Genomic DNA, 19,201 nt, shown 5'->3' on the forward strand with positions numbered 1-19,201 from the left:
GATATATATGAATGACAACAATAAACAATTAAAACTTGCCTTTATTGGCGGTGGCAATAACTCAGCTGTAGGCTATGTTCACTTCGCCGCAAGTCAACTCGATAACAAGTTTGCTGTTGTTGCAGGTGCTTTCTCAAGAAATCCCGATGAAAATAGTGCGACAGCGCAGAGATGGGGAGTTTCAGAAAAGCATTTATACAACGATTGGGAAGAGCTTGTAGAGCAAGAGAAAGACCGTGTTGATGCATTTGTTATACTGACACCAACACCCCATCATATTGAGGTAATAACTACGCTTCTAAAGGCGAATTTACCCATTATTTGCGAAAAAGCACTTGTTACCGGCCCTGCAGAAGTCGCTGAAATTGAAGCCTGCTACGATAAAAATAAACACTTTCTAGCTGTCACATACAACTACAGTGGCTATGCGATGGTCAGAGAGTTGAAACACCTAGTAAAGCAAGGTGCGCTTGGCACTATCCAAAAAATTCACCTTGAAATGCCACAAGAGGGGTTCAGAAGGCCGCCAGATATTGCAGGTAAACCATCAATGCCGCAAGCATGGCGTTTAAAAGATTTTGAAGTGCCAACCATTTGCTTAGATTTAGGAGTTCATTTACACCACTTATCAACATACTTACTTGAAATGGAGCCAACGGAAACAATCGCACAATTTACTAACCATTCTCAATACCCAAATTTAATTGATGATGTAAATATGTTGCTGAACTACCCAAATAACATAAAGGGTAGTATGTGGATGTCAAAAACGGCTATTGGCCACCGCAATGGACTTCAAATCAGAATATACGGTGACAAAGGAAGCGCGCGTTGGTTCCAACTAAACCCTGATGAATTAGAGTTAAACTACAATGACGGGCGCAGAGAAATCTTAGATAGAGCCGGACAGTGTGAGTATGCTAACCAATTTAGATATAACAGAATGAAGCCAGGTCACCCAACAGGATTTGTTGAAGCTTTTTCTAATTTATATACAGATATTTACGAAGAACTTTGCTGTTACTTAGCTGGTACGGACAAAAAAAATGACTATGTATTTGGCTTAGAGCAAGCAAAAGACGGCTTGAACTTATTTAAAGCAGCGCAAGAATCAGTCGAGTCAGCGCAGTGGATAAAGCTTAAAAGAGGTAATTAGATTATGATGAGTAACCTTCCTATAGCAATCTATGGCGCCGGTGGTAATGGGCAAAAAATCTATCATGCACTTTCAGAGCATGGAATTAAAATAGAATTTTTTGTCGATTTATACACGCAAGAAACTGAGTACCAAGGCTGTCCAATTTACAAACCTGACAATATTGCCAATAAAAATGTAACCATGCTTGTATCGGTATCTTGTACAAGTGAAGCTATTAAGCAGGATCTAATTGGAATAGGTGTTCAAGAATGCCTAAACATGAATGAAATCATTAATAGCTACCCATATGTTTTAGAACGTTTTATTTCAGAGGATTACCGAGCAAAACTAATCTCTAGCACACAGAACGACAAAGAACAGTTAGCTTGGCTTAAAGAAAGACTAAGCGATGATGAGAGCAAAAAGTGTCTTGATGATATCATCGCATTTCGTAGCTCACCCTCTAGTGAAAGCTATGTTGAAAATGACTGGCAAATCCAATACTTTCCACCTTGGTTACTGAAACTTCCGCTTTGGAAAAATGGGATTAACTTTATTGATTGCGGTTCATATATCGGCGATACACTCGCAAGTGCAGCACAAGTATTAAAAGAAGCAGGTATACAGTTAAACACAATGCAGTGTTTTGAACCTGATCCAAAGAACTTCCACTTATTAAACAAAACAGCGAAAGAATTAGTCTCTCAAGGTATTAAGACTTATTTATTTCCATGTGGTGTATGGGAAGAAAATACAATATTGAGCTTCAGTGCAGACCTTTCACAAGGCAAGTTTGCTGACTCACAGCAAATCAAAGACAACAATCAACTTCTGCCTGTTATAGCGTTAGATGATACCAGCATAGCCTCTGCGGTTAATTTCATTAAAATGGATATCGAGGGCGCAGAGCCGCATGCATTGAAGGGTGCAAAAGAAATTATAACGCACCAATCCCCGCTACTCGCTATTTCCGTCTATCATGAGCCTGCTCATATTTGGCAAATAGCTCAGCAAATTGAAAGCTACAACCCTAATTATGAGTACAAACTTCATTGTCATGGCGATTTCGGTTTGGAAATAATATTATACGCAATTCCAAAAACATAATTACTACACAGCAAATAAAACGGTTTCACTATAGCCTTGGGTATAATGCCTCAAAAAGAACTTGTATTCAGGGCATAACTTTTTCAAGTATTGTGGAACTGATATCAAATGTTCTGCTCGATGATAAACACTGATTGCTAGCATTGGTTTATCCCTTAAAATAGTATTTTCCATACCGTGAAGCACATCTAATTCAACGCCTTCAACATCCATTTTTACATAACTGGGCGAGACTTTATTTTCACTGCAAAACTCATCGATACTAATTTGCTGAACTGAAATTACGTCTTCATTTTGGTCTGGTTCAACAACTTTTGAAGATGTCCCTGACAATGAAAAATTAACAGTCTTATTTATGCTCCCTACTGCAACCGGAACGACCTGAATAGCTTTGTTGTGTTGGTATTTTTTTTCAAGGATTGCAGTTTGACTTGGAATAGGTTCAAAAAGGTATGCATTTCCCGATGGACAGTTCCTTAAAAATCGTTCTGAATCACTGCCATCAAATGCTCCTAGGTCAAAAAAAACGCTCTGATCTTCAAATGGGTTAAGAAAAGGTTCGATATACATATTTGTAATATCAAACTTAAAGTCTTTCATAAAGCTTAGGTCATATTTATTGCGAAAATTAACGATTGATTCAAAAGTACTCACAGAGTAATCATCTTCAAACCAACTTTTAACCTCATTGTAATTTTCTTGATTACTTTCCCAATGACTTAGGACTCCCTCCCAGAACTCTATTTTTGGGCATTGAAAGCCCGAGTTGCGGTAAAAATAAAAATAGTCGCAGTAATTCAATCTGTGTTTTTCAAGTAAATTGTTTACGTCCACAGGTCTACTATTCGTAACAGCTGAAACAACCAAAGCATCTTCAGGTACTTGCTCGAGCTTTATACAAGGTAGCCCTACGAAAAATTCTTGCTGATAAAAATTATCTATAATAGCAATAACTTCAAGGTCATTATTCTTGTGTATTTCTATTAACTCTTCAGCTTCAGTGGTTGCTCCGAAAATATAACGCTTAGCATTCTTCTCAAAATACTTTTGTAGAAAATCTGTGTTCATAACTCCCTTACCTCTTCTTTTAAAAATTTTTCCAGATAGCATCGCTTTAACTATTTAATTCACAAATCAGCTTAACTTAAAATAGTTTGCTTGGTACTGAACTATTGCGAATACTTTTCTTTGACCAACTGACGAAGAATTTTGCCTAAACTACTTCTTTCAAAACTATCAATTTGCTCTAACACTCTAGGCTGTTGATAATCAGTCAATTGCTGTAAACACAGTTTCTTTAATTCTGTTTCATTTACTGATGACGAGAGCGTCGTATAAACAACTTTTATTACCTCACCAAACTGAGAGTCTGGAATTGAAAAAGCCACGCAATCCTCAATGTCCGGATGCATTTTTATAACGGCTTCGATATCTTGAGGGTATACATTGATTCCGCCGCTTGAGATCAACTCTTTTTTACGGCCGACATAATATAAATAGCCTTGCTCATCAAGGTAACCTAAATCACCGGTTTTGAAAAAATCACCAAGATAATAAGCTTCTCGCGTTTTTTCCGGTAATTTATGATACCCGCTAAACCCGGTTGTTGTTTTACAACAAATTTCTCCAACTTCAGTTGCAGCTAATTCTTGGCCATGCTCATCGGTAATTTTCACAGTGACAAATGGTAGAGCATTGCCTACACTGCCGCTCAATTCAGGGTGTTCTGATACAGCGAAATCAGTCACAACACCAACCTCTGAAGCACCGTAACACTCGTGTAAGCGGCAACTAAGCAAAGAAAGTAAGCTTTGTTTACTCTCTTTATCTAATACCGCCGAAGAGGATACTAGGCAGCGTAAAGAGCTCAAATCATGCCCTTCAACACCGTTTTGAATTAAGCTTACTAATTGAGATGAAACGGCAAATAAAAAACTCACTTGGTGCTGTTCAATTGCTTGTAGCCATAGCTTCAAATTAAACTTTGGTAATACAACCGTTGTTGCACCAAGCATCAAAGGCATTAGCACACCACGCTGAGCTAGCGAGTGGTACATAGGAGTCGCTACGAGAATAACGTCATCGGACGTTAATCCGTAGTAGTTTATGGTCGCATCAAATGCTCTATTTACTTTACATGCTTGGCTCAACACTATTGGTTTAGGTTGACCAGTAGAACCAGAAGTCATGGTTAAGATGTAAGGTGCTTGCGTATCAATCGCATCAGTAAAAAAGCATTCTGCTTGAGCTTGTTGAACACAAAGCCAATTTGTTTCATTAGCAACACTTTGGCCTAATGTTATTAAATTTTCAGCTTCAATAAGATTATCTGCAAGAAGTGATTTGCTAATGGTCGGCCAAGCAATCACCTTAGCAACAGGGGTTTTCTTAAGAGCAACGGTCAGAGCAAGCCCTTTTAAGCTAACAGGTAACGGCACAGCGGCTAAACCTAATTTAGCGATTGCCAGCAGCGAAACAATAAATTCAATACCGTTAGGTGCAAATATTGCGACACGTTGGCCTTGCGTAACACCTTGTTTTAAAAAGTGGCTAGTAAGCTTAATAACTTGCTGATTTAATTCATCATACGTTACGCTTTGCTGTTGAAAAACGACAGCTACCTTAGTGGGAGTGTTAGCGACATTCGTAGCAAATAACTCATAAATACCTTTATCCACCTACTCACCCTTTTCCTACAAAATTAAAATCATCAATCGAAGCATTTGGAAATAAATGTTGGGTCACTGCCATTTTTTTCGCATCCCCTGCAATAGATTTAAATCCTGCTCGCTGATTAAGCAAATTTACAAACTTATTTTCTTTATTAATAACGGCTACCCACATTGCATCTGGGTATGTTTGCTCAGTCTCTTTTAGTTGCCAATCTAATACTAGTTGAGCATGGGCAAAATTAACATCGTCACTTGCTGCAAACCAGCCACCTATTAAATAATTTTGCTGTTCTATTTCATACAATTGATGCCAAACGTAAAGTAACGGCTTGCCTTTCACTTCCATAACATAAGAGTCGCGTCGATTAGCAAACCACCAGCAATAATGATCAAGTTGATCGATATCTTTTGTGATCGTCATTCGCCAAGCATTGTTCGGTAAGTTTCTCGCTGCCAAATAGCGGTTTATGTCCTGATCAACCACTCGCCTTAACGTGATTGTGTCGGTTAAATGCTGATACTGGCTTGCAATTAGATTGTTATTGGCTTGAGTAATCTGGCTAGAAGCGAGTTCTGAAGTAATTAACTTAGCAACACGACTTGCACCTTCGCCATCAATTTTTACCGCAACGTTTTCACGCATTAGGTGGATACGTTCTATATTTTGTAGCATTGCTAAAATTAGCTTTAAAACCTGTTCTGGCGGATAGTCAATTAAGTTTGCGATATGGAAATAATGCCCCAAATCATCTAATGCAGCTTGTTGATTTTCTTGATTCTTTGCGATTGAGAACGTTAACGCAGGGGTTTTAGTCGCAGCCAGCTCATACAAGGACGTGCCTAAAGCGCCAACAAACAAGGTACAGCTTTTATAGTAGTTTGCTAAACAACTAGGTGCTGCAATTAAATTTAATTGTGAGTGACCTAAAGCTAACTCATGTAGCTGAGTAACGGATGTAGCATTAGGGCCTATAATTAGATTAACTTTATACTCTGGCGCTGTTTCAAGAATTAATCGTATGATTTCAGTAAGCTGTTTCCAATCGCCACCACCGCCGAGAGAAAACATAAGCTCTTTATTTGAGCGCTCTGTTTGCACGCAGTTTCGATAAGCCCTAGACAGCATCGAAAAATCAGGACCAAGTAAAAAGTGTTGTGATTCAAGTGCAGTACTTTGATAACGCGACGAAGTCTTTTCAGCATTCCATTTACTATCGATAACCAGCTCTGCTAAATGATCTCTTTCAAGATCATCAACCGCAATAATCGATGGCACATGTTTAGCCATCTCTGATTCCCATTCAATATCAAAACGATAGCTATCAATAATTAATTTATCAATAATGAGCTGTTGCTCGTTGAAAAGCTGAACACAGTTAGCCGCATCTTCTATCTGTGTTTTTGCATAGGGTAATAAATGTATATTTCCGAGTTCTTTAGTTAAATGATGCGACAATTGTGTATCGACTAAAAAAACAACTTCTTCACCTAAACATTGCAACTCTAACGCGAGCCATTTACAACGCATAAAGTGACCCAAGCCACATAGTGTATCGACTCTAATTGCTATCATTTAACTTCACTAACGCAGTCGCTAAATTTCCTACCTTTGCATTTTCACTATCGACCATTAACTCTGGAGGAACAGCGATACCATATTCAGTTTCTAAGCTCATAATAAGGCTCAGTATCTCAAATGAGTCTAACGCTCCCGCAGCTACAAAGTCATATTCAGCAATGTCAGCATCTTCAACAAATACACCGCGTTCTAATAAAAATTGCTGGACCGATTGGATTAAGTCTTGTTTCATATCGCTCACTTTAGGTCACTCCAAGACAATTGGGTACCACAACGTAATTCTTTATTAACTGTTCGTCCAATAAGGTTTGGCAGCTCTTTTGGCATAATTTCACCGCCCCCAGGACGCATTTGTCTTAAATGCTCAGGGCTCAGCTGCTCTCCAGCTTTAATATCTTTGATAATGTAAACACAGCGATGTGCTTTTGAGGCAACAGATGGATAATCAACTTTGCCCAGTGCTTTTTCAATTTGTCTCACTCCATGGACAAGGGCCTGAAGCTCCGATGGCGTCATTGAAAAAAAGCTATCTGCAGTATTATCTGTTTTATCTAATACAAAGTGCTTTTCTATCATGCATGCACCGACGGCAACTGAAGCCAGTGGCACATCATTTCCCAGTGTGTGATCAGATAAACCAACCGGACATTCAAAAGCCTGCTGCATATGTGGGATAGTTCGCAAATTAATAGTCTCTGCAGGAGCAGGATAAGTGCTTGTACACTTCATCAATGCAAGTTCGGTAACACCCGCATCTTCAGCGACTTTTACCGCCTCAGCAATTTCAACTAACGTCGCACCACCTGTAGACATAATTACGGGTTTACCAGTAGCGGCTACATCACGAATTAATTGGTGGTCAATTAGTTCAGGTGAAGCAATTTTATAGGCTGGTGCATCTAATTGTGCTAATAAATCGACTGCCGATTTATCGAATGGTGATGAAAAACAAGTAAGTCCAAGTTTTGCTGATAGTTCAAACAGTTCCGCATGAAAATCCCAAGGCATATAGGCTGTCTTGTATAAATCATGTAAGTACTGACCTTGCCATGGTCCCGTCGCTTCAAAGTGCGGAAGTTTACAATCCATGGTTAAAGTATCTGCGGTATAAGTTTGTAGCTTAATCGCATCAGCACCGGCTTCATGAGCGGCATGAACTAACTCTTTAGCTTTATTTAAACATTGACCATGGTTAGCTGACATTTCAGCGATGATATAACAAGGGTGATCGTGCCCTACCCATGTATCAGCTATTTTAAATTCTTTCTTAAACATTTTACCCAACTTGAACTTGTTCTACGTGCTCATTGATCTTAAGTATATCAGGATGAGAGCTTAGCATTTGTTTTAATTCATCAAATGTGAAATCAGTACGGTAATCGAATAAGCTATAAATGGCTTTAATTAACTCATAGTCAGCTGGCTCATCTAAAGTTAAACGCCAATGACTGAAATCATCGATGTTCTTATAGTCAGCCACTTTCATATTTCTGCAAATATATTGCGTCATATGCTCTTTTTCAAAATCTTCTGTTGCGCATTCAAAGGCTGATTTAAGCGCCTCAAATGTAAACACTTCTGTATCAAAACCATTAGGAAAACCACAGTGAGGGCCAGCCGAAATATAATCATACTCACTGCGCACACTATAGAAGTGGTCTATAACACGTGCGGTTTCAGTTAAATCAATAAGAGGACAATCACTGGTACAACGAACAATCACAGTATCTGAGTTTGCCTTTACAGACTGTGCAGCTAGGTAATAGCGACTTAATACATTGTTAGTGTCACCTTCAACGTATTTCACACCCAGTCGTTCACACAATTCAGTGATCGGTCGCTGAGTGCCATCATCTGTTGTCGCGATAATGATCTTCTCTTTAAAAGGAGCCAATCTTTCAAGCATCACTTCTAATACTGGCTTTGTTCCAAGAGGTAGCATTACCTTTTGAGGTAAACGAGATGACGTCATTCTAGCTTGAATTACAATATAAAAATCGTTGTTCAGAAGCTTTGAAACAAGCTGTTCAGTAAAAGTATTCAACAACTTAAAACTCCCATAACATTGTTAGACCGCCATCATTTCGACCATCATCTACAACTTTAAAACCTATTTTATAATAAGCCGAAACGGCAGCAGTATTTGCTGAGTCAACACCAAGCTGCATTTTAGTAATACCTAATTGCTGCTTTGCATGGCTTGCAAAACATTCAATTACTTCCTTTGCAACCCCTTTGCCATGCCACGCTTTTTCACCAATCAGAATACCCATTTCAACACAATCGCGGCTTTTTCCTTTGATGATAAACTTAATATTTCCAATATGCTCATCACTATCAAGAGTAAAAATGCCATAAAAATACACATCTTTATCTGCAAGCTGCTCTTCAATATATGCAACAAGGCCACTGTTAGACTCTGGTTTATTTAGGATGAATTCGCTAACACCTGAATTCAACCAGTTTAAATACTTAGCAGATGCATCAGCCGCTTCTAGGTATCTTAGTTTAAACCTATTTGAAGTCAGTAAGTTCATCTTAATTCAGCCTTTTAAAGCCCGAGGTTGATGGAATAACATGTGCCAGTAACTCTGGGTTTTCAATCGCATCGGCTATGGCCGAAAACGCATTATCAACCGCTTTTAAATAAGTCTCAACGTGGTGCTCTTTATGCGCATACATGCAGTAAAACATATTAGTTGCTAATACACCTTCCTCTAACATTTTCTCAATAAAGTAAGATTTAAGCGTCAAAAAGTTTTCATTCTTTAAACTAAAGTGGCAAAGAGCATCAATACCAGAAACATGAATTTCAAGGCCATGCTTTTGCGCTAAACTTAGCCAGCCATCCTTAATTTTTGCACCGATTACGGCTAGATGCTCATGGACTTGGTGTTGCTCGTAATAGTTGATCGTTGCTAATGCAGCTGTAGGCCCTACTCGTTCAGTCCACATAGTGCTAGATATAAAACTAGTTTGTGCTGCATCCATCCATTTAGACTTGCCTATGACGGCAGCCATAGCATAGCCATTAGCCATTGCCTTAGAAAAAACAGCGATATCAGGATTAATACCCAGCTTCAAATGCGATCCGCCACAGTTGATCCTAAAGCCCATAGATATTTCATCAATAATTAATGGGATATTTAATCGTGCTGCAATGGCCTCAACTTGCTGCCAGTATTCTTCAGATGGGGCAAAATTTCTCATTGGCTCCATCACGATAGCTGCAAGCTCTTCACCATTTTCAGCAACTAACTGCTCTAGCGCTTCGATATCATTAAAAGGAAAAGGGAGTGCTGTTCCTGCTAGCGCTTTTGGAACACCTTTAGGTGAAAGGCCAGGAATTAAATGGTCGTTAAGATTACTATTACTTGTAACATTGGCTGATAAGTACCAATCATGCCATCCATGATAACCACTAAAAGCAATTTTATCTTTACCTGTTGCTGCTCGTGCAATACGCACTGCGACAGTCATTGCTTCACCGCCACAACGGGCATATCTAACTTCTTCAGACCAAGGGTGTAATTCTAATAACTTCTCAGCAAGCTCAACATCCTCAGGGCAATTTAAGCTAGAACTAACCCCATTGCGAATAGAGTTAATTACCGCATCATCAACTTCATCTACCGCGTAACCAAGAATATTTGCGCCGATACCAGAAATAGACATATCTAGGTACTCATTACCATCAAGATCCCAAACTTGGCATCCTTTTGATTTAGCAAAATACCCAGGCCAAATGTTGGTGCTAAACATATCTGGTCGCTTAGAAAGCAATTGAGTTAAGCCAGGGATGATACTTTTAGCCTTACAAATTGTTAGATGTGATTTACTCATTTTAAAATTCTAACCTTCACTGTCATAGTTAAGTCTGAAATAAGGAACAACACTTCCCCCAAAGCTTAATTTAAACCATCCTCTCATAGGGCTATTAATCCCCTCAAGATCAAGTCGCTCCATTCCATAATCAGCTAGATAGGTTAAAGCCTGCCATATTACAGCAGTCCCTGTGTGAGCATCTCTCATCTTCGGATCATTTGCACCAAACAAATAATATGCAATTTTATTGAACCCTATGAGATAAACAGCATAACTACCTACTTTCCCTGCCTTATCAACTGCTTTGAACATTTTTATTATTCCATGAGCATCTAACGCCAATAACAGAGCCAATATTACATTTTCATCACTTTTATTAATTTCTATTGACTGGCGTTCCATCGTTAGTTTATAAAATGCAATAAACGCATTGTAATCTTTGCTAAGCTCAATGCTTACACCCTTTTTAAACCCATAACGAATTTCTTGTCGCCTTGATACAGATGCTTCTTTATACAATTTGTAATCACTAAAATCATGTTTGTTTCTGAACTCATTTAATTCAACTTGTGATGAAAAATTAACTTGAGATGTAAATTTTGCCAACTCAGAATGGTAGTTTATCCAAGATAGAGCTCTTATATCTTGAATCATCGGATTCAAAGTAAAACGTAATCGTTTGTATAGTTTTATTAGAGATTCACCAATGAACTGCTGAGCTTTAAACTGCTCTGAATTTGTTTGAGCATTATTTAATTGAGGGAAATCTTTGTAGATGATTCCATCATAAACAGCTAGTCCGTGCCCCGTAACTTCTCTCTCATCATCAGACAGAATTAAAACAACTCCCGCAACAATTTCACTACCTTTTTTACAAAAATAGCAATGAATTGGTCTTGATAGAGCATTAAGGAAGTAACTTAAGGAAAACGGAGAGCCAAACTTGGATGATTCAACAAACTCATCCCATTCATATCCTAACTGAACTTTTTCAAGCTGATATTTATCTAAAGATGCCATTTTTAAAATTCTTTATTACCCATTAACAATAACCCTTCATTTAATAACCTTTGTATAGTAGGGATTAAACTCAATGCATCCACACCTATTTTCTCAGCAATAGATATTAAATCTCTTTTTCCATCACAGTAAGCGATAAAATTAAGTAATGTCCGTACATCAGCATAATCTTCATCCATTTTACTTAAAGTAGGATATAGCCCCCTTTTACCAAGTTGAGGTTCACAGTAGGCAGATACCTTATAATATTTATTATGCTCTAAAAGTAATATCGATTTATAAGCGACTTCTAACCCTCCAGCCAATCCATCAGGAGTAACTAAATTAAGATCATCTAAAGATGTATGGTATTCAGGATACTCACCGTACTTAGTTCTCATGATTGAGCAAATAGGTAAATCGACACCAGGTGCACAATATTGCCTCTCATCACTTCCTCTATCAAGAAAAGAGTAAGACTTATAATTGTCCTGTGTATGATGAAAAAGTACATGCTTTGCGACTCTGTCAGATAAAGTATTTTCACTCCTTGAAGATAAATACGAATAAGCACGTTCATCACCAATGCATGTGAGTACGAAACCAGCTACAACATTCTCTTTTAATTTTTTTATATTGGCATGTATGAAACTGATTGAGCCTATAGTCTCCGGTACGAAAACAACTCGGTAACTGTAATAACGATTTTTTAGATCATTAATTAGCTGTGCTAAAGCAGTAGTTACTACAGGTCCTGACAACTCATTATTTGCCATTGATGGGTGGCATATATAAGTAGATATCAATACTTCTTTATCACTCTCACCTTTAATTAAAAGCTCTCCATAATTTAACTCACCGTCGATAAACTCAGAATCAATTACAACTTTATACTCATTTTTAACAAATTCTTTCATTTGCTGTTCAGAAACACAAAAACCCCACCTTTCCTTGTAATAAGATGTAACATAGGGAATTGCATTAGGTAAGTTTGGTAGTGAATAAAGATGAGGTAATAAGTTATCCCGAGAAATTGTTAAATTGACAGCCGTTGAATACCCAACTAAATGTAAATTGCTATTAACAAAATCAATAACTTTATTTCCATCCAGATCTGCAATGTAAGCTTCTTTAACATGCCACTCTTTCGGTATTGTCCAATCAAATACCTGAGTACCCGTTTTAACCCTCCGAACTTCCAAATCAGGTATTTGATGCTGTAAAAAACTCAATGTTTCTCTAACACCTGGGCCTAGAATGCTTCTACAAATAGGAAACAACGTGTGTGCCCATTGATGCATTTTCAAACCCAATTCATTTTTACTTTCTAAATTTATCATATGCACCAATATAATTAGCTCATCTAGTAATAAGACGCGTATCACTTATTAATAGCGAAATTAATTCATGAATTTTTTTTAAGAACAAGACTCCAACTAGCTGAGACTGAATCATTGCCTTCTATTTCCACCTGAGTATGTTCCAAATGTAGTAATTCAAAATCTTTGGTCAACTCCGTAATCAGCGGCTTATCAAAAAAGTGTACGACACCTACATTAGCAAACGGTCCAGTAAAATAATCACTTCGAACATAATCAACTGAACAAGCTTTGCCCTCGTTAAAACCTGAATGTTGAGTACTAAACCAGTCTAAAATAATAAGTAATCCACCCGTTTTTAGCTTACTATGAGCCAAAGATAAATAATTTCTAATACTTTGCGTATTATTATGAGTCGAAGCTGCACGATCAACCACTAAATCAAACTGATTTTTGAATGGCAGAGCTTCAGTGAAATCACCAACTACAAAGTTCTTTTTTACAGGTGCGAACGTATCTTTTAATTTCGAGATGATATGTTCACTACCATCAATACCATAATAGTTGTTGGTGTAGCTTAAAAAGAAAGGGATATTAGCGCCGGCGCCACAACCGACTTCAAGGACACTAAATTCATCATCAGCTAAGCTTAGTGGACTAAAGCGCAAGCACAGGCTAACGAGATTGCTCCAAGGCCAGATAGACAAGTGCTTATTTTCTCTGTAAAGATTATCCCAATGTAAAATAGAACTCATATTCTCTCCATTTATATTACAAGTTTGATGTATCGAAAACATGCTCGCTATACTTATTCCATTTATCTATATATAAATTAGGGGCTTCTCTTAAAAAATCACACCAAATAACTCTAATTTTCTCATAACACTCTAAAATATTATCATTTTCGCTGTATGAAAATAATAAGTTCACAATGACAGAGTTTACATAGAGCACTTCTCCCTCTAACAATAAATAATGATGGGAATATTGACTTTCTGTTAGGCAGGTTAAGTATCTAAATTGATATATAACTTGCTCAATTGCTTCAGTAACTGAGCTAGGATTAGGTTTCAAAATATCAGCCATTTCAATACATAGCTTAGAGAACTCTTCAAAAAATAAGTTTTTATCAAGTTCTAAACTTGTAACTGATGGTGAAAACAACTCATTACAAATATAATCTATTACATCTTCTTTTTTATAATCATGATTAATAATTATATTATCTGATTCTAAAGCTGTACTTCCCTCTAGCTTTGCTCCATCACTGCAATTATAGCAAGATATATCCTTGCCCTCATATGATTGCAATAAGTTTTCGATTTGCTTTTTTCCTGTATAAAGGAAATGGTCTGTCAATACCACATTTCGAAAATTCCCTTGCACTTCAAATTCATTGCCCATTGTAATGGGGTTATGAATAGCCTCACCTTCATTATTATAATACATACTAAATTTTGAATGGTGATTTTCAGGAGTAATGTAGCCATTATCCATACCAAACAAATATAAGTCTTTAAAACCTAAGGATAAAGCGTAACTTAACCCAAGATTGCCCACAAGAGGATTACAAAAAGCTAATGTTGGACTTGGTTCAAGATGAGATAAAATTTGCGATACTTGATATAGACAAGTTCCAGCCTCACGCCCTTTTAAAGCAACTCCAGACCATTTAAATAAGTCTGCAACTTCCGGGTGCATCACATTCAATGTAAGTAAGTTAATATTTTTCCTAATTTCTTCATCCAGATAAAAGTTTAAAAAATCAAATGTTTCTCTTGTACGTTCTAAGGCAATATGAAAGTCGGGTTTAATTCCGTTATTTAATAACGCAGTAGTAGCTGAATTGCATGAAAAGATTAAAACTTGATCTTTTAACTGCTTGATTACTTCTATGTCATTATCGAGGGATGGCCCATTTGCTATAATGAAAATAGGCATATTTTTATAAGGTTGGCTAGTAACTTTATCTGCACAAAAATGTGGTATCTTTTTTTGATCATTACCAATTGTATGAGCTAAACCCATAAGTTGATCATCAATAAAGCCCCACCCCATAAAGATACGATGAAACTCTTTTTTTAATTTATCAATTAACGAATTAATTTTAAATGAAGGATAATGCTGAAAGTAAAATGAATTTGCAATAGTAAAGGGACCAAGGTTTTTTGTTCTATTCAATAGAGCTTGATAAGTTTCATCATCTGATAAACCTATGCTTAAATACAAAGTAGCGCCACATGCATCAACTTTACCTAGATATGATGCCCAGTCAAAAGTAAACAAACTTGCAAAAAAGTAGTCCTCCTCTGGTTCAAATATATTTATAAACTCAGCATTTACTTTTTCAAATAATAAAGATAAATGGTATCCTAAGCCGACACCAAAAATAACTACACTAGGAATCTTATTACTTAGATCAGTTCCAAGCTTAAGGTTTTTTAAAGATGCTAAATAAGATTCACCAATCGATTTCATTAAGTCAACATGTACAAAATCAGCATCATTTTCTAAATGCACCAGAGATGAATAGTTTATGCTTGTTAAAATAGGCGATTCGATTGATTTTTGAACCTGCTCTACGACCTGGTTGAGAGGTTCACTATTATAGATAGGCACCTTTGTTGCGTAGTCAACTATATTTGCAGAACCATTTTCATTCAGAAATAAGTTGAACCTATCAGAAGGCTGATGAGAAGCAAATTTAGTTGCAATATCAGGGAAATATTTTTGTAATGAAGATATATTTTTTTTAAATAGATCATTAGCTTTATTGACAAATATTGATTCTTTTTCTTCTTTTTCTTCGAGGTTTTTTAACTTTTTTTGAATATCATCAAAATTTTTAAAATTCATTGTTCTATATGAGTCAGACATTTTGGTATTTCTTCAAGTTTTTTTGATTTTTTTGGTACTGTGCTAACTGCTCAAACGTTGATTTTTTTAACGCTGATACCTGATTAGTTAGATCTTGATGTTTATCTAATATAATCCGTAATTCTTCTGAATTTTTAAAACACCCACTTTCAACTGATTCTTTAAACAATATTTCGATTTGTTTATCTACATTTAATAGCCTCTCAAAGTTTTTCGTGTCTATAAGTGTTTCAAACTCATGAAAAAGCTTATCAAATTTAGCCAACATTTGCGTCTACACCATTATCCAAAAGTGTTTTTTCACGAACATCATGCGGAATAGCATCCCATGCTGACTTTATTTCTTTAAGGAGATTAGAAACCTCAACTACTATATCAACATCATTTTTTATGCTCGCATCTAACAACCTATCAATCATATAAGAATAAAGTGAGTATAGATTTTCGGTTACTTCACCGCCCACTTCAAAATCCAAACAACCTCTTAATGCTTCTAAAATAGCTGATGCTTTAGATAAATGCTCACTTTTTGCTTCATAATGTTTTTTTTCTATAGCAACTTTAGCTAGTACCATCTTTTCAATAGCGCCGGCCATCAACATTTGAATAATCTCATAACGGTCTGCACCAGCAACTCGTGTTTTGAGGGCCTCTTTTTGATAATTTTTAACTTTCGCGTTGTACATATTTCACCTTTCAATTCAAACAAAAAACCAACGATTACCATTAAGACGACTTAGTAAAGCCAGGGAGACTCGATAATTGAGCACTTAAGTACGTTTGAGTTGATTGCATTTGCGCTAACAACACATCTAAGCCAGCATATTGCTGGCGAAGCCTTGCTTCTAACTCTTCCATTCTATATTCGTGATTAATAACATCATCTTCTAGGTCATCAAGTTGAGAATTTAAGTTAGTTTCTCGTTGGTTCATGATTCCTTTAGAGTCTAAGTAATTGTCAAAAAGAGACTCTAACTGTTTTGCTATCCCATTCTCACCTGCAAAAGCCTTGCCAACATCGTCATAATTCTCATCCATAGCTTCATTTAAGCTACGGACTAGGCTAGACTTTTCCAAGTAACCATCTTTATCAACACCTAAACCGATATCAAAGATACTTGAAAATGGACCAGCATCCGTAATAGGTGTTGAAAGTGCATTTATTAATTGAGAATCGAATGAACGGATTGTTGAATCTGCATTTAGTGGTTTACCTACCCGCGTTTGTAAACCAATTTGACCAATTAGATTATTATAGTTCGCAATAAACTCATCGACTAAAGTCGTAACACTTTCAGTGTCTACGTCTACAGATAACTTTGCAGTTTCACCGTCAACACTTTGTCGCTTTGCAACAATTGTCATGTCTTGTACAGCATCTTTAAAGGTATTAGTATCACTGACAATCGAAATACCGTCGACTTTAATTTCTGCACTTTTAGCTTCATCACCGGCTGCAATTGCAATACCACCAGCAGTCACACCATCGTTAGCAAGTGTTGAAACATTATCAAGTTCAGCTGTATCGTTAGTAATAACTAAATCATTACCTGCCCCTGAGACATTTGATGTGAGGACTAACTTTGATTCTGTTCCCGTGTTAATGATATTCGCAGTAACGCCAAAGTTATCGTTTGAATCGTTAATTGCATCACGTAAATCAGCAAGCGTTGCACCCGCATCGAGTGTTAAGTCGAAACTCTTATCTCCAGCAGCAAAAGATAAAGTTCCACCAGAAGCGGTGACAACATCATCAGTTGAAGTAAATAGACCTGCATTTGAGGTAGCTCGACTACCTTGAGCGAGTTCAACCACTTCAATATTGAAGTCCCCAGGTGAAATATCAGATGTTGGTGTTACTGATATCAGATCGCCGTCATCACTGGTCGGTTGCTTAATGTTCGCAATACGCTTATTAAAGTTATCAATATCCGCCAATTTTTCTATTGTATCTTGCAGCTTAGACATTGCAGATTTCACTTCGCCTAGAGAAGAAAGCTCTACCTGTAAAGACTCTTCTTTTTCAGCGAGCGCTTGTAGTTTAGGGGTATTCTCAGCTGACAATGTCGCACTGATGATACTTTCCAGATCAAGTCCAGAACCAACCCCAGCAGATGTAATTAATGCCATAGTAATACTCCTAAAAGACTAATTGCTATGCTGTTCTATCGAACAACAAACCTTTATTGCTTAATTTATCGGCAAACTCTTCTAAAGCTTTAGCCACTTCACGAAATTCTTCTGTTGGAATTTCTCGAATTACTTCGTCATTTTCTTTATCAAGAACTTTGATAATGGGTGGCTCTCCCTTTTCATCAAATTCAAAAATTAGATTTGTTGATGTAACTGGGATATAGCTATTGAGTTTTTCAAGGTTTTGTTTTACTTCGGCAATTAGATCTTTTTTATCTTTTCGCTCATTGTTTTTTGAAACTTGTTCAATATCCACGGGCTCTCTACTAGCAATTTCTGTGCCTTTATTTGCTTTAATATCATCAATTTCAGCTTTTAAATTTGCAGAATTTCCACCAGTATTAAGGTTTTCATTAGACCTTTGCGTTGAATTAAGATCTATCATAGTAACACCTCTTAATATCTTACTCGGTAAGTATAAGCCACTTCGAAGCAAATTTCCTGAGCCTGAAGTGACTTATAAAACAAATATTAGCCTAGTAGTGAAAGTGCTACTTGAGGGCGTTGATTTGCTTGACTTAAGATTGATTGGCTAGCTTGTTGTAAGATTTGCATCTTAGTCAAGTTCGCAGTTTCCTGGGCAAAGTCTGTATCTTTAATACGAGATTTCGCTGCACTCAAGTTTTCAGAAATATTAGATTGGTTACGAATTGTTGATTGGAAACGGTTTTGTACTGCACCAAGTTCTGCACGTTTTTTATCAACTACGGCAATCATTGAATCCATACCAGCTAATACAGCTTGAGCATTCGCTTGCGACGAAACACTAATAGCTGTAGCAATGAATGTTCCTGCAAAGGTATATGCGTTAGCAGCTTCACTTATTGCACTTACACCATCTGCTGCTGCACTAAGTGACTCGTTAGAGATTGCTGACGCAATACTTGCAATACCTGATAATGTAAAACCACCTTCAGCTGAAATTGTGTTTGCAGTTCCACCTACATCTTTCATGCTAAACCCAATCGTTTGTACTGCGTCAGCACCAACCTGGAAACTTGCATTATAAGAACCGTCAAGTAAATTTTGCCCACCAAAGGTAGTATCTTCTGAAACGCGATTTACTTCTGAAGACAAAGAGCGAATTTCTTCTTGAAGTGCTAAGCGATCTTCATCTGTATTTGAACCGTTCGATGCTTGTTGTGCAAGAGTACGAATACGTTGGAACATTGATGTTACTTCATCAAGTGCACCTTCAGCTGTCTGCGCAAGTGAAATACCATCGTTCGCATTTCGATTACCTTGCGTTAAACCATTAACTTGGCTTGTTAATCGGTTGGCGATTTGCATACCTGCAGCATCATCACTTGCACTATTAATACGCATGCCTGATGACAAACGCTTAAAAGATGTATCTAGTGCATTTCCAGAATTCATTAACTGGCGTTGTGCGTTCAAAGAGCTCACATTTGTGTTTACATATAAAGCCATATTAGCCTCCGCTTTATCATTTTATAGCTAAACAGCGGGATACCCCTACCCTGCTATTTAA

General features: G+C 37.1%; 19 protein-coding genes. 2 read left to right on the forward strand and 17 right to left on the reverse strand.

All coding sequences use genetic code 11. The features are described from left to right. The first annotated feature begins 7 nt into the window (after window positions 1-7). Entirely contained in the window at window positions 8-1,156 is a 1,149-nt protein-coding gene (locus EVU92_RS16160; protein ID WP_130052083.1) for a Gfo/Idh/MocA family oxidoreductase, read from the forward strand. Window positions 1,157-1,159: 3 nt separating this feature from the next. Further along, on the forward strand, window positions 1,160-2,245 hold the full coding sequence (locus tag EVU92_RS16165; protein ID WP_130052084.1) for an FkbM family methyltransferase: 1,086 nt from the start codon (window positions 1,160-1,162) through the stop codon (window positions 2,243-2,245). 3 nt (window positions 2,246-2,248) lie between these two features. On the opposite strand, the gene EVU92_RS16170 is transcribed toward EVU92_RS16165, so the two are convergent. The 17 genes from EVU92_RS16170 to EVU92_RS16250 all read right to left on the reverse strand — a co-directional run bounded on the left by EVU92_RS16170 (window position 2,249) and on the right by EVU92_RS16250 (window position 19,140). After that, window positions 2,249-3,313, reverse strand: coding sequence for an FkbM family methyltransferase (locus EVU92_RS16170; protein WP_168990029.1), 1,065 nt, complete (start codon window positions 3,311-3,313; stop codon window positions 2,249-2,251). Between the two features lie 101 nt (window positions 3,314-3,414). Further along, window positions 3,415-4,923 carry a class I adenylate-forming enzyme family protein gene (locus EVU92_RS16175; protein ID WP_130052086.1) on the reverse strand — a complete coding sequence of 503 codons (1,509 nt, stop codon included), beginning with the start codon at window positions 4,921-4,923 and terminating at the stop codon, window positions 3,415-3,417. Window positions 4,924-4,927: 4 nt separating this feature from the next. Continuing rightward, window positions 4,928-6,490 carry a UDP-2,4-diacetamido-2,4,6-trideoxy-beta-L-altropyranose hydrolase gene (pseG, locus tag EVU92_RS16180; RefSeq protein ID WP_130052087.1) on the reverse strand — a complete coding sequence of 521 codons (1,563 nt, stop codon included), beginning with the start codon at window positions 6,488-6,490 and terminating at the stop codon, window positions 4,928-4,930. Continuing rightward, entirely contained in the window at window positions 6,477-6,728 is a 252-nt protein-coding gene (locus EVU92_RS16185; protein WP_240701325.1) for an acyl carrier protein, read from the reverse strand. Before EVU92_RS16185 ends, pseG begins: the two co-directional genes overlap by 14 nt. Window positions 6,729-6,733: 5 nt before the next feature. Continuing rightward, entirely contained in the window at window positions 6,734-7,771 is a 1,038-nt protein-coding gene (gene pseI / locus EVU92_RS16190; protein WP_130052089.1) for a pseudaminic acid synthase, read from the reverse strand. Window position 7,772: 1 nt separating this feature from the next. Then, complete coding sequence (locus tag EVU92_RS16195) at window positions 7,773-8,543, reverse strand: glycosyltransferase family protein (RefSeq protein ID WP_240701326.1); 771 nt, start codon at window positions 8,541-8,543, stop codon at window positions 7,773-7,775. Between the two features lies 1 nt (window position 8,544). Next, window positions 8,545-9,033, reverse strand: a complete 489-nt coding sequence (locus tag EVU92_RS16200; protein ID WP_130052090.1) for a GNAT family N-acetyltransferase — start codon at window positions 9,031-9,033, stop codon at window positions 8,545-8,547. A 1-nt stretch (window position 9,034) separates the two neighbouring features. Further along, window positions 9,035-10,339 (reverse strand): aminotransferase class III-fold pyridoxal phosphate-dependent enzyme, encoded by a 1,305-nt coding sequence (locus EVU92_RS16205; RefSeq protein WP_130052091.1) that lies wholly within the window; start codon window positions 10,337-10,339, stop codon window positions 9,035-9,037. A gap of 9 nt (window positions 10,340-10,348) precedes the next feature. Beyond that, the gene (locus EVU92_RS16210) at window positions 10,349-11,341 is read right to left on the reverse strand and encodes a GNAT family N-acetyltransferase (RefSeq protein ID WP_130052092.1); all 993 of its coding nucleotides are present in this window, start codon (window positions 11,339-11,341) and stop codon (window positions 10,349-10,351) included. A 2-nt stretch (window positions 11,342-11,343) separates the two neighbouring features. Next, on the reverse strand, window positions 11,344-12,660 hold the full coding sequence (locus EVU92_RS16215; protein WP_205987935.1) for a DUF4910 domain-containing protein: 1,317 nt from the start codon (window positions 12,658-12,660) through the stop codon (window positions 11,344-11,346). Window positions 12,661-12,725: 65 nt separating this feature from the next. Then, window positions 12,726-13,394, reverse strand: a complete 669-nt coding sequence (locus EVU92_RS16220; RefSeq protein WP_130052093.1) for a class I SAM-dependent methyltransferase — start codon at window positions 13,392-13,394, stop codon at window positions 12,726-12,728. Between the two features lie 16 nt (window positions 13,395-13,410). Continuing rightward, entirely contained in the window at window positions 13,411-15,516 is a 2,106-nt protein-coding gene (locus EVU92_RS16225; protein ID WP_130052094.1) for a 6-hydroxymethylpterin diphosphokinase MptE-like protein, read from the reverse strand. Further along, complete coding sequence (locus EVU92_RS16230; RefSeq protein ID WP_130052095.1) at window positions 15,509-15,784, reverse strand: hypothetical protein; 276 nt, start codon at window positions 15,782-15,784, stop codon at window positions 15,509-15,511. The genes EVU92_RS16225 and EVU92_RS16230 overlap by 8 nt, the downstream gene beginning before the upstream one ends. Then, entirely contained in the window at window positions 15,774-16,202 is a 429-nt protein-coding gene (fliS, locus tag EVU92_RS16235; RefSeq protein ID WP_130052096.1) for a flagellar export chaperone FliS, read from the reverse strand. Before fliS ends, EVU92_RS16230 begins: the two co-directional genes overlap by 11 nt. Before the next feature lie 40 nt (window positions 16,203-16,242). After that, a complete protein-coding gene (gene fliD, locus EVU92_RS16240; RefSeq protein ID WP_130052097.1) occupies window positions 16,243-17,646 on the reverse strand; it encodes a flagellar filament capping protein FliD in 1,404 nt (467 codons plus the stop codon). Between the two features lie 25 nt (window positions 17,647-17,671). After that, a complete protein-coding gene (locus tag EVU92_RS16245; protein WP_130052098.1) occupies window positions 17,672-18,094 on the reverse strand; it encodes a flagellar protein FlaG in 423 nt (140 codons plus the stop codon). A gap of 86 nt (window positions 18,095-18,180) precedes the next feature. Then, a complete protein-coding gene (locus EVU92_RS16250; protein ID WP_130052099.1) occupies window positions 18,181-19,140 on the reverse strand; it encodes a flagellin in 960 nt (319 codons plus the stop codon). Between the last annotated feature and the right edge of the window lie 61 nt (window positions 19,141-19,201).

The organism is Pseudoalteromonas sp. MEBiC 03485 (assembly GCF_004195145.1).
Taxonomy (GTDB): Bacteria; Pseudomonadota; Gammaproteobacteria; order Enterobacterales; family Alteromonadaceae; genus Pseudoalteromonas; species Pseudoalteromonas apostichopi.

Coding starts and splice junctions, on each gene's coding strand:
- EVU92_RS16200 (WP_130052090.1), bottom strand. CDS start 9,033: ATGAACTTACTGACTTCAAATAGGTTTAAACTAAGATACCTAGAAGCG.
- pseG (WP_130052087.1), bottom strand. CDS start 6,490: ATGATAGCAATTAGAGTCGATACACTATGTGGCTTGGGTCACTTTATG.
- EVU92_RS16220 (WP_130052093.1), bottom strand. CDS start 13,394: ATGAGTTCTATTTTACATTGGGATAATCTTTACAGAGAAAATAAGCAC.
- fliD (WP_130052097.1), bottom strand. CDS start 17,646: ATGGCATTAATTACATCTGCTGGGGTTGGTTCTGGACTTGATCTGGAA.
- EVU92_RS16170 (WP_168990029.1), bottom strand. CDS start 3,313: ATGAACACAGATTTTCTACAAAAGTATTTTGAGAAGAATGCTAAGCGT.
- EVU92_RS16210 (WP_130052092.1), bottom strand. CDS start 11,341: ATGGCATCTTTAGATAAATATCAGCTTGAAAAAGTTCAGTTAGGATAT.
- EVU92_RS16205 (WP_130052091.1), bottom strand. CDS start 10,339: ATGAGTAAATCACATCTAACAATTTGTAAGGCTAAAAGTATCATCCCT.
- EVU92_RS16230 (WP_130052095.1), bottom strand. CDS start 15,784: ATGTTGGCTAAATTTGATAAGCTTTTTCATGAGTTTGAAACACTTATA.
- EVU92_RS16215 (WP_205987935.1), bottom strand. CDS start 12,660: ATGATAAATTTAGAAAGTAAAAATGAATTGGGTTTGAAAATGCATCAA.
- EVU92_RS16245 (WP_130052098.1), bottom strand. CDS start 18,094: ATGATAGATCTTAATTCAACGCAAAGGTCTAATGAAAACCTTAATACT.
- EVU92_RS16250 (WP_130052099.1), bottom strand. CDS start 19,140: ATGGCTTTATATGTAAACACAAATGTGAGCTCTTTGAACGCACAACGC.
- EVU92_RS16185 (WP_240701325.1), bottom strand. CDS start 6,728: ATGAAACAAGACTTAATCCAATCGGTCCAGCAATTTTTATTAGAACGC.
- pseI (WP_130052089.1), bottom strand. CDS start 7,771: ATGTTTAAGAAAGAATTTAAAATAGCTGATACATGGGTAGGGCACGAT.
- EVU92_RS16160 (WP_130052083.1), top strand. CDS start 8: ATGAATGACAACAATAAACAATTAAAACTTGCCTTTATTGGCGGTGGC.
- EVU92_RS16225 (WP_130052094.1), bottom strand. CDS start 15,516: ATGTCTGACTCATATAGAACAATGAATTTTAAAAATTTTGATGATATT.
- EVU92_RS16165 (WP_130052084.1), top strand. CDS start 1,160: ATGATGAGTAACCTTCCTATAGCAATCTATGGCGCCGGTGGTAATGGG.
- fliS (WP_130052096.1), bottom strand. CDS start 16,202: ATGTACAACGCGAAAGTTAAAAATTATCAAAAAGAGGCCCTCAAAACA.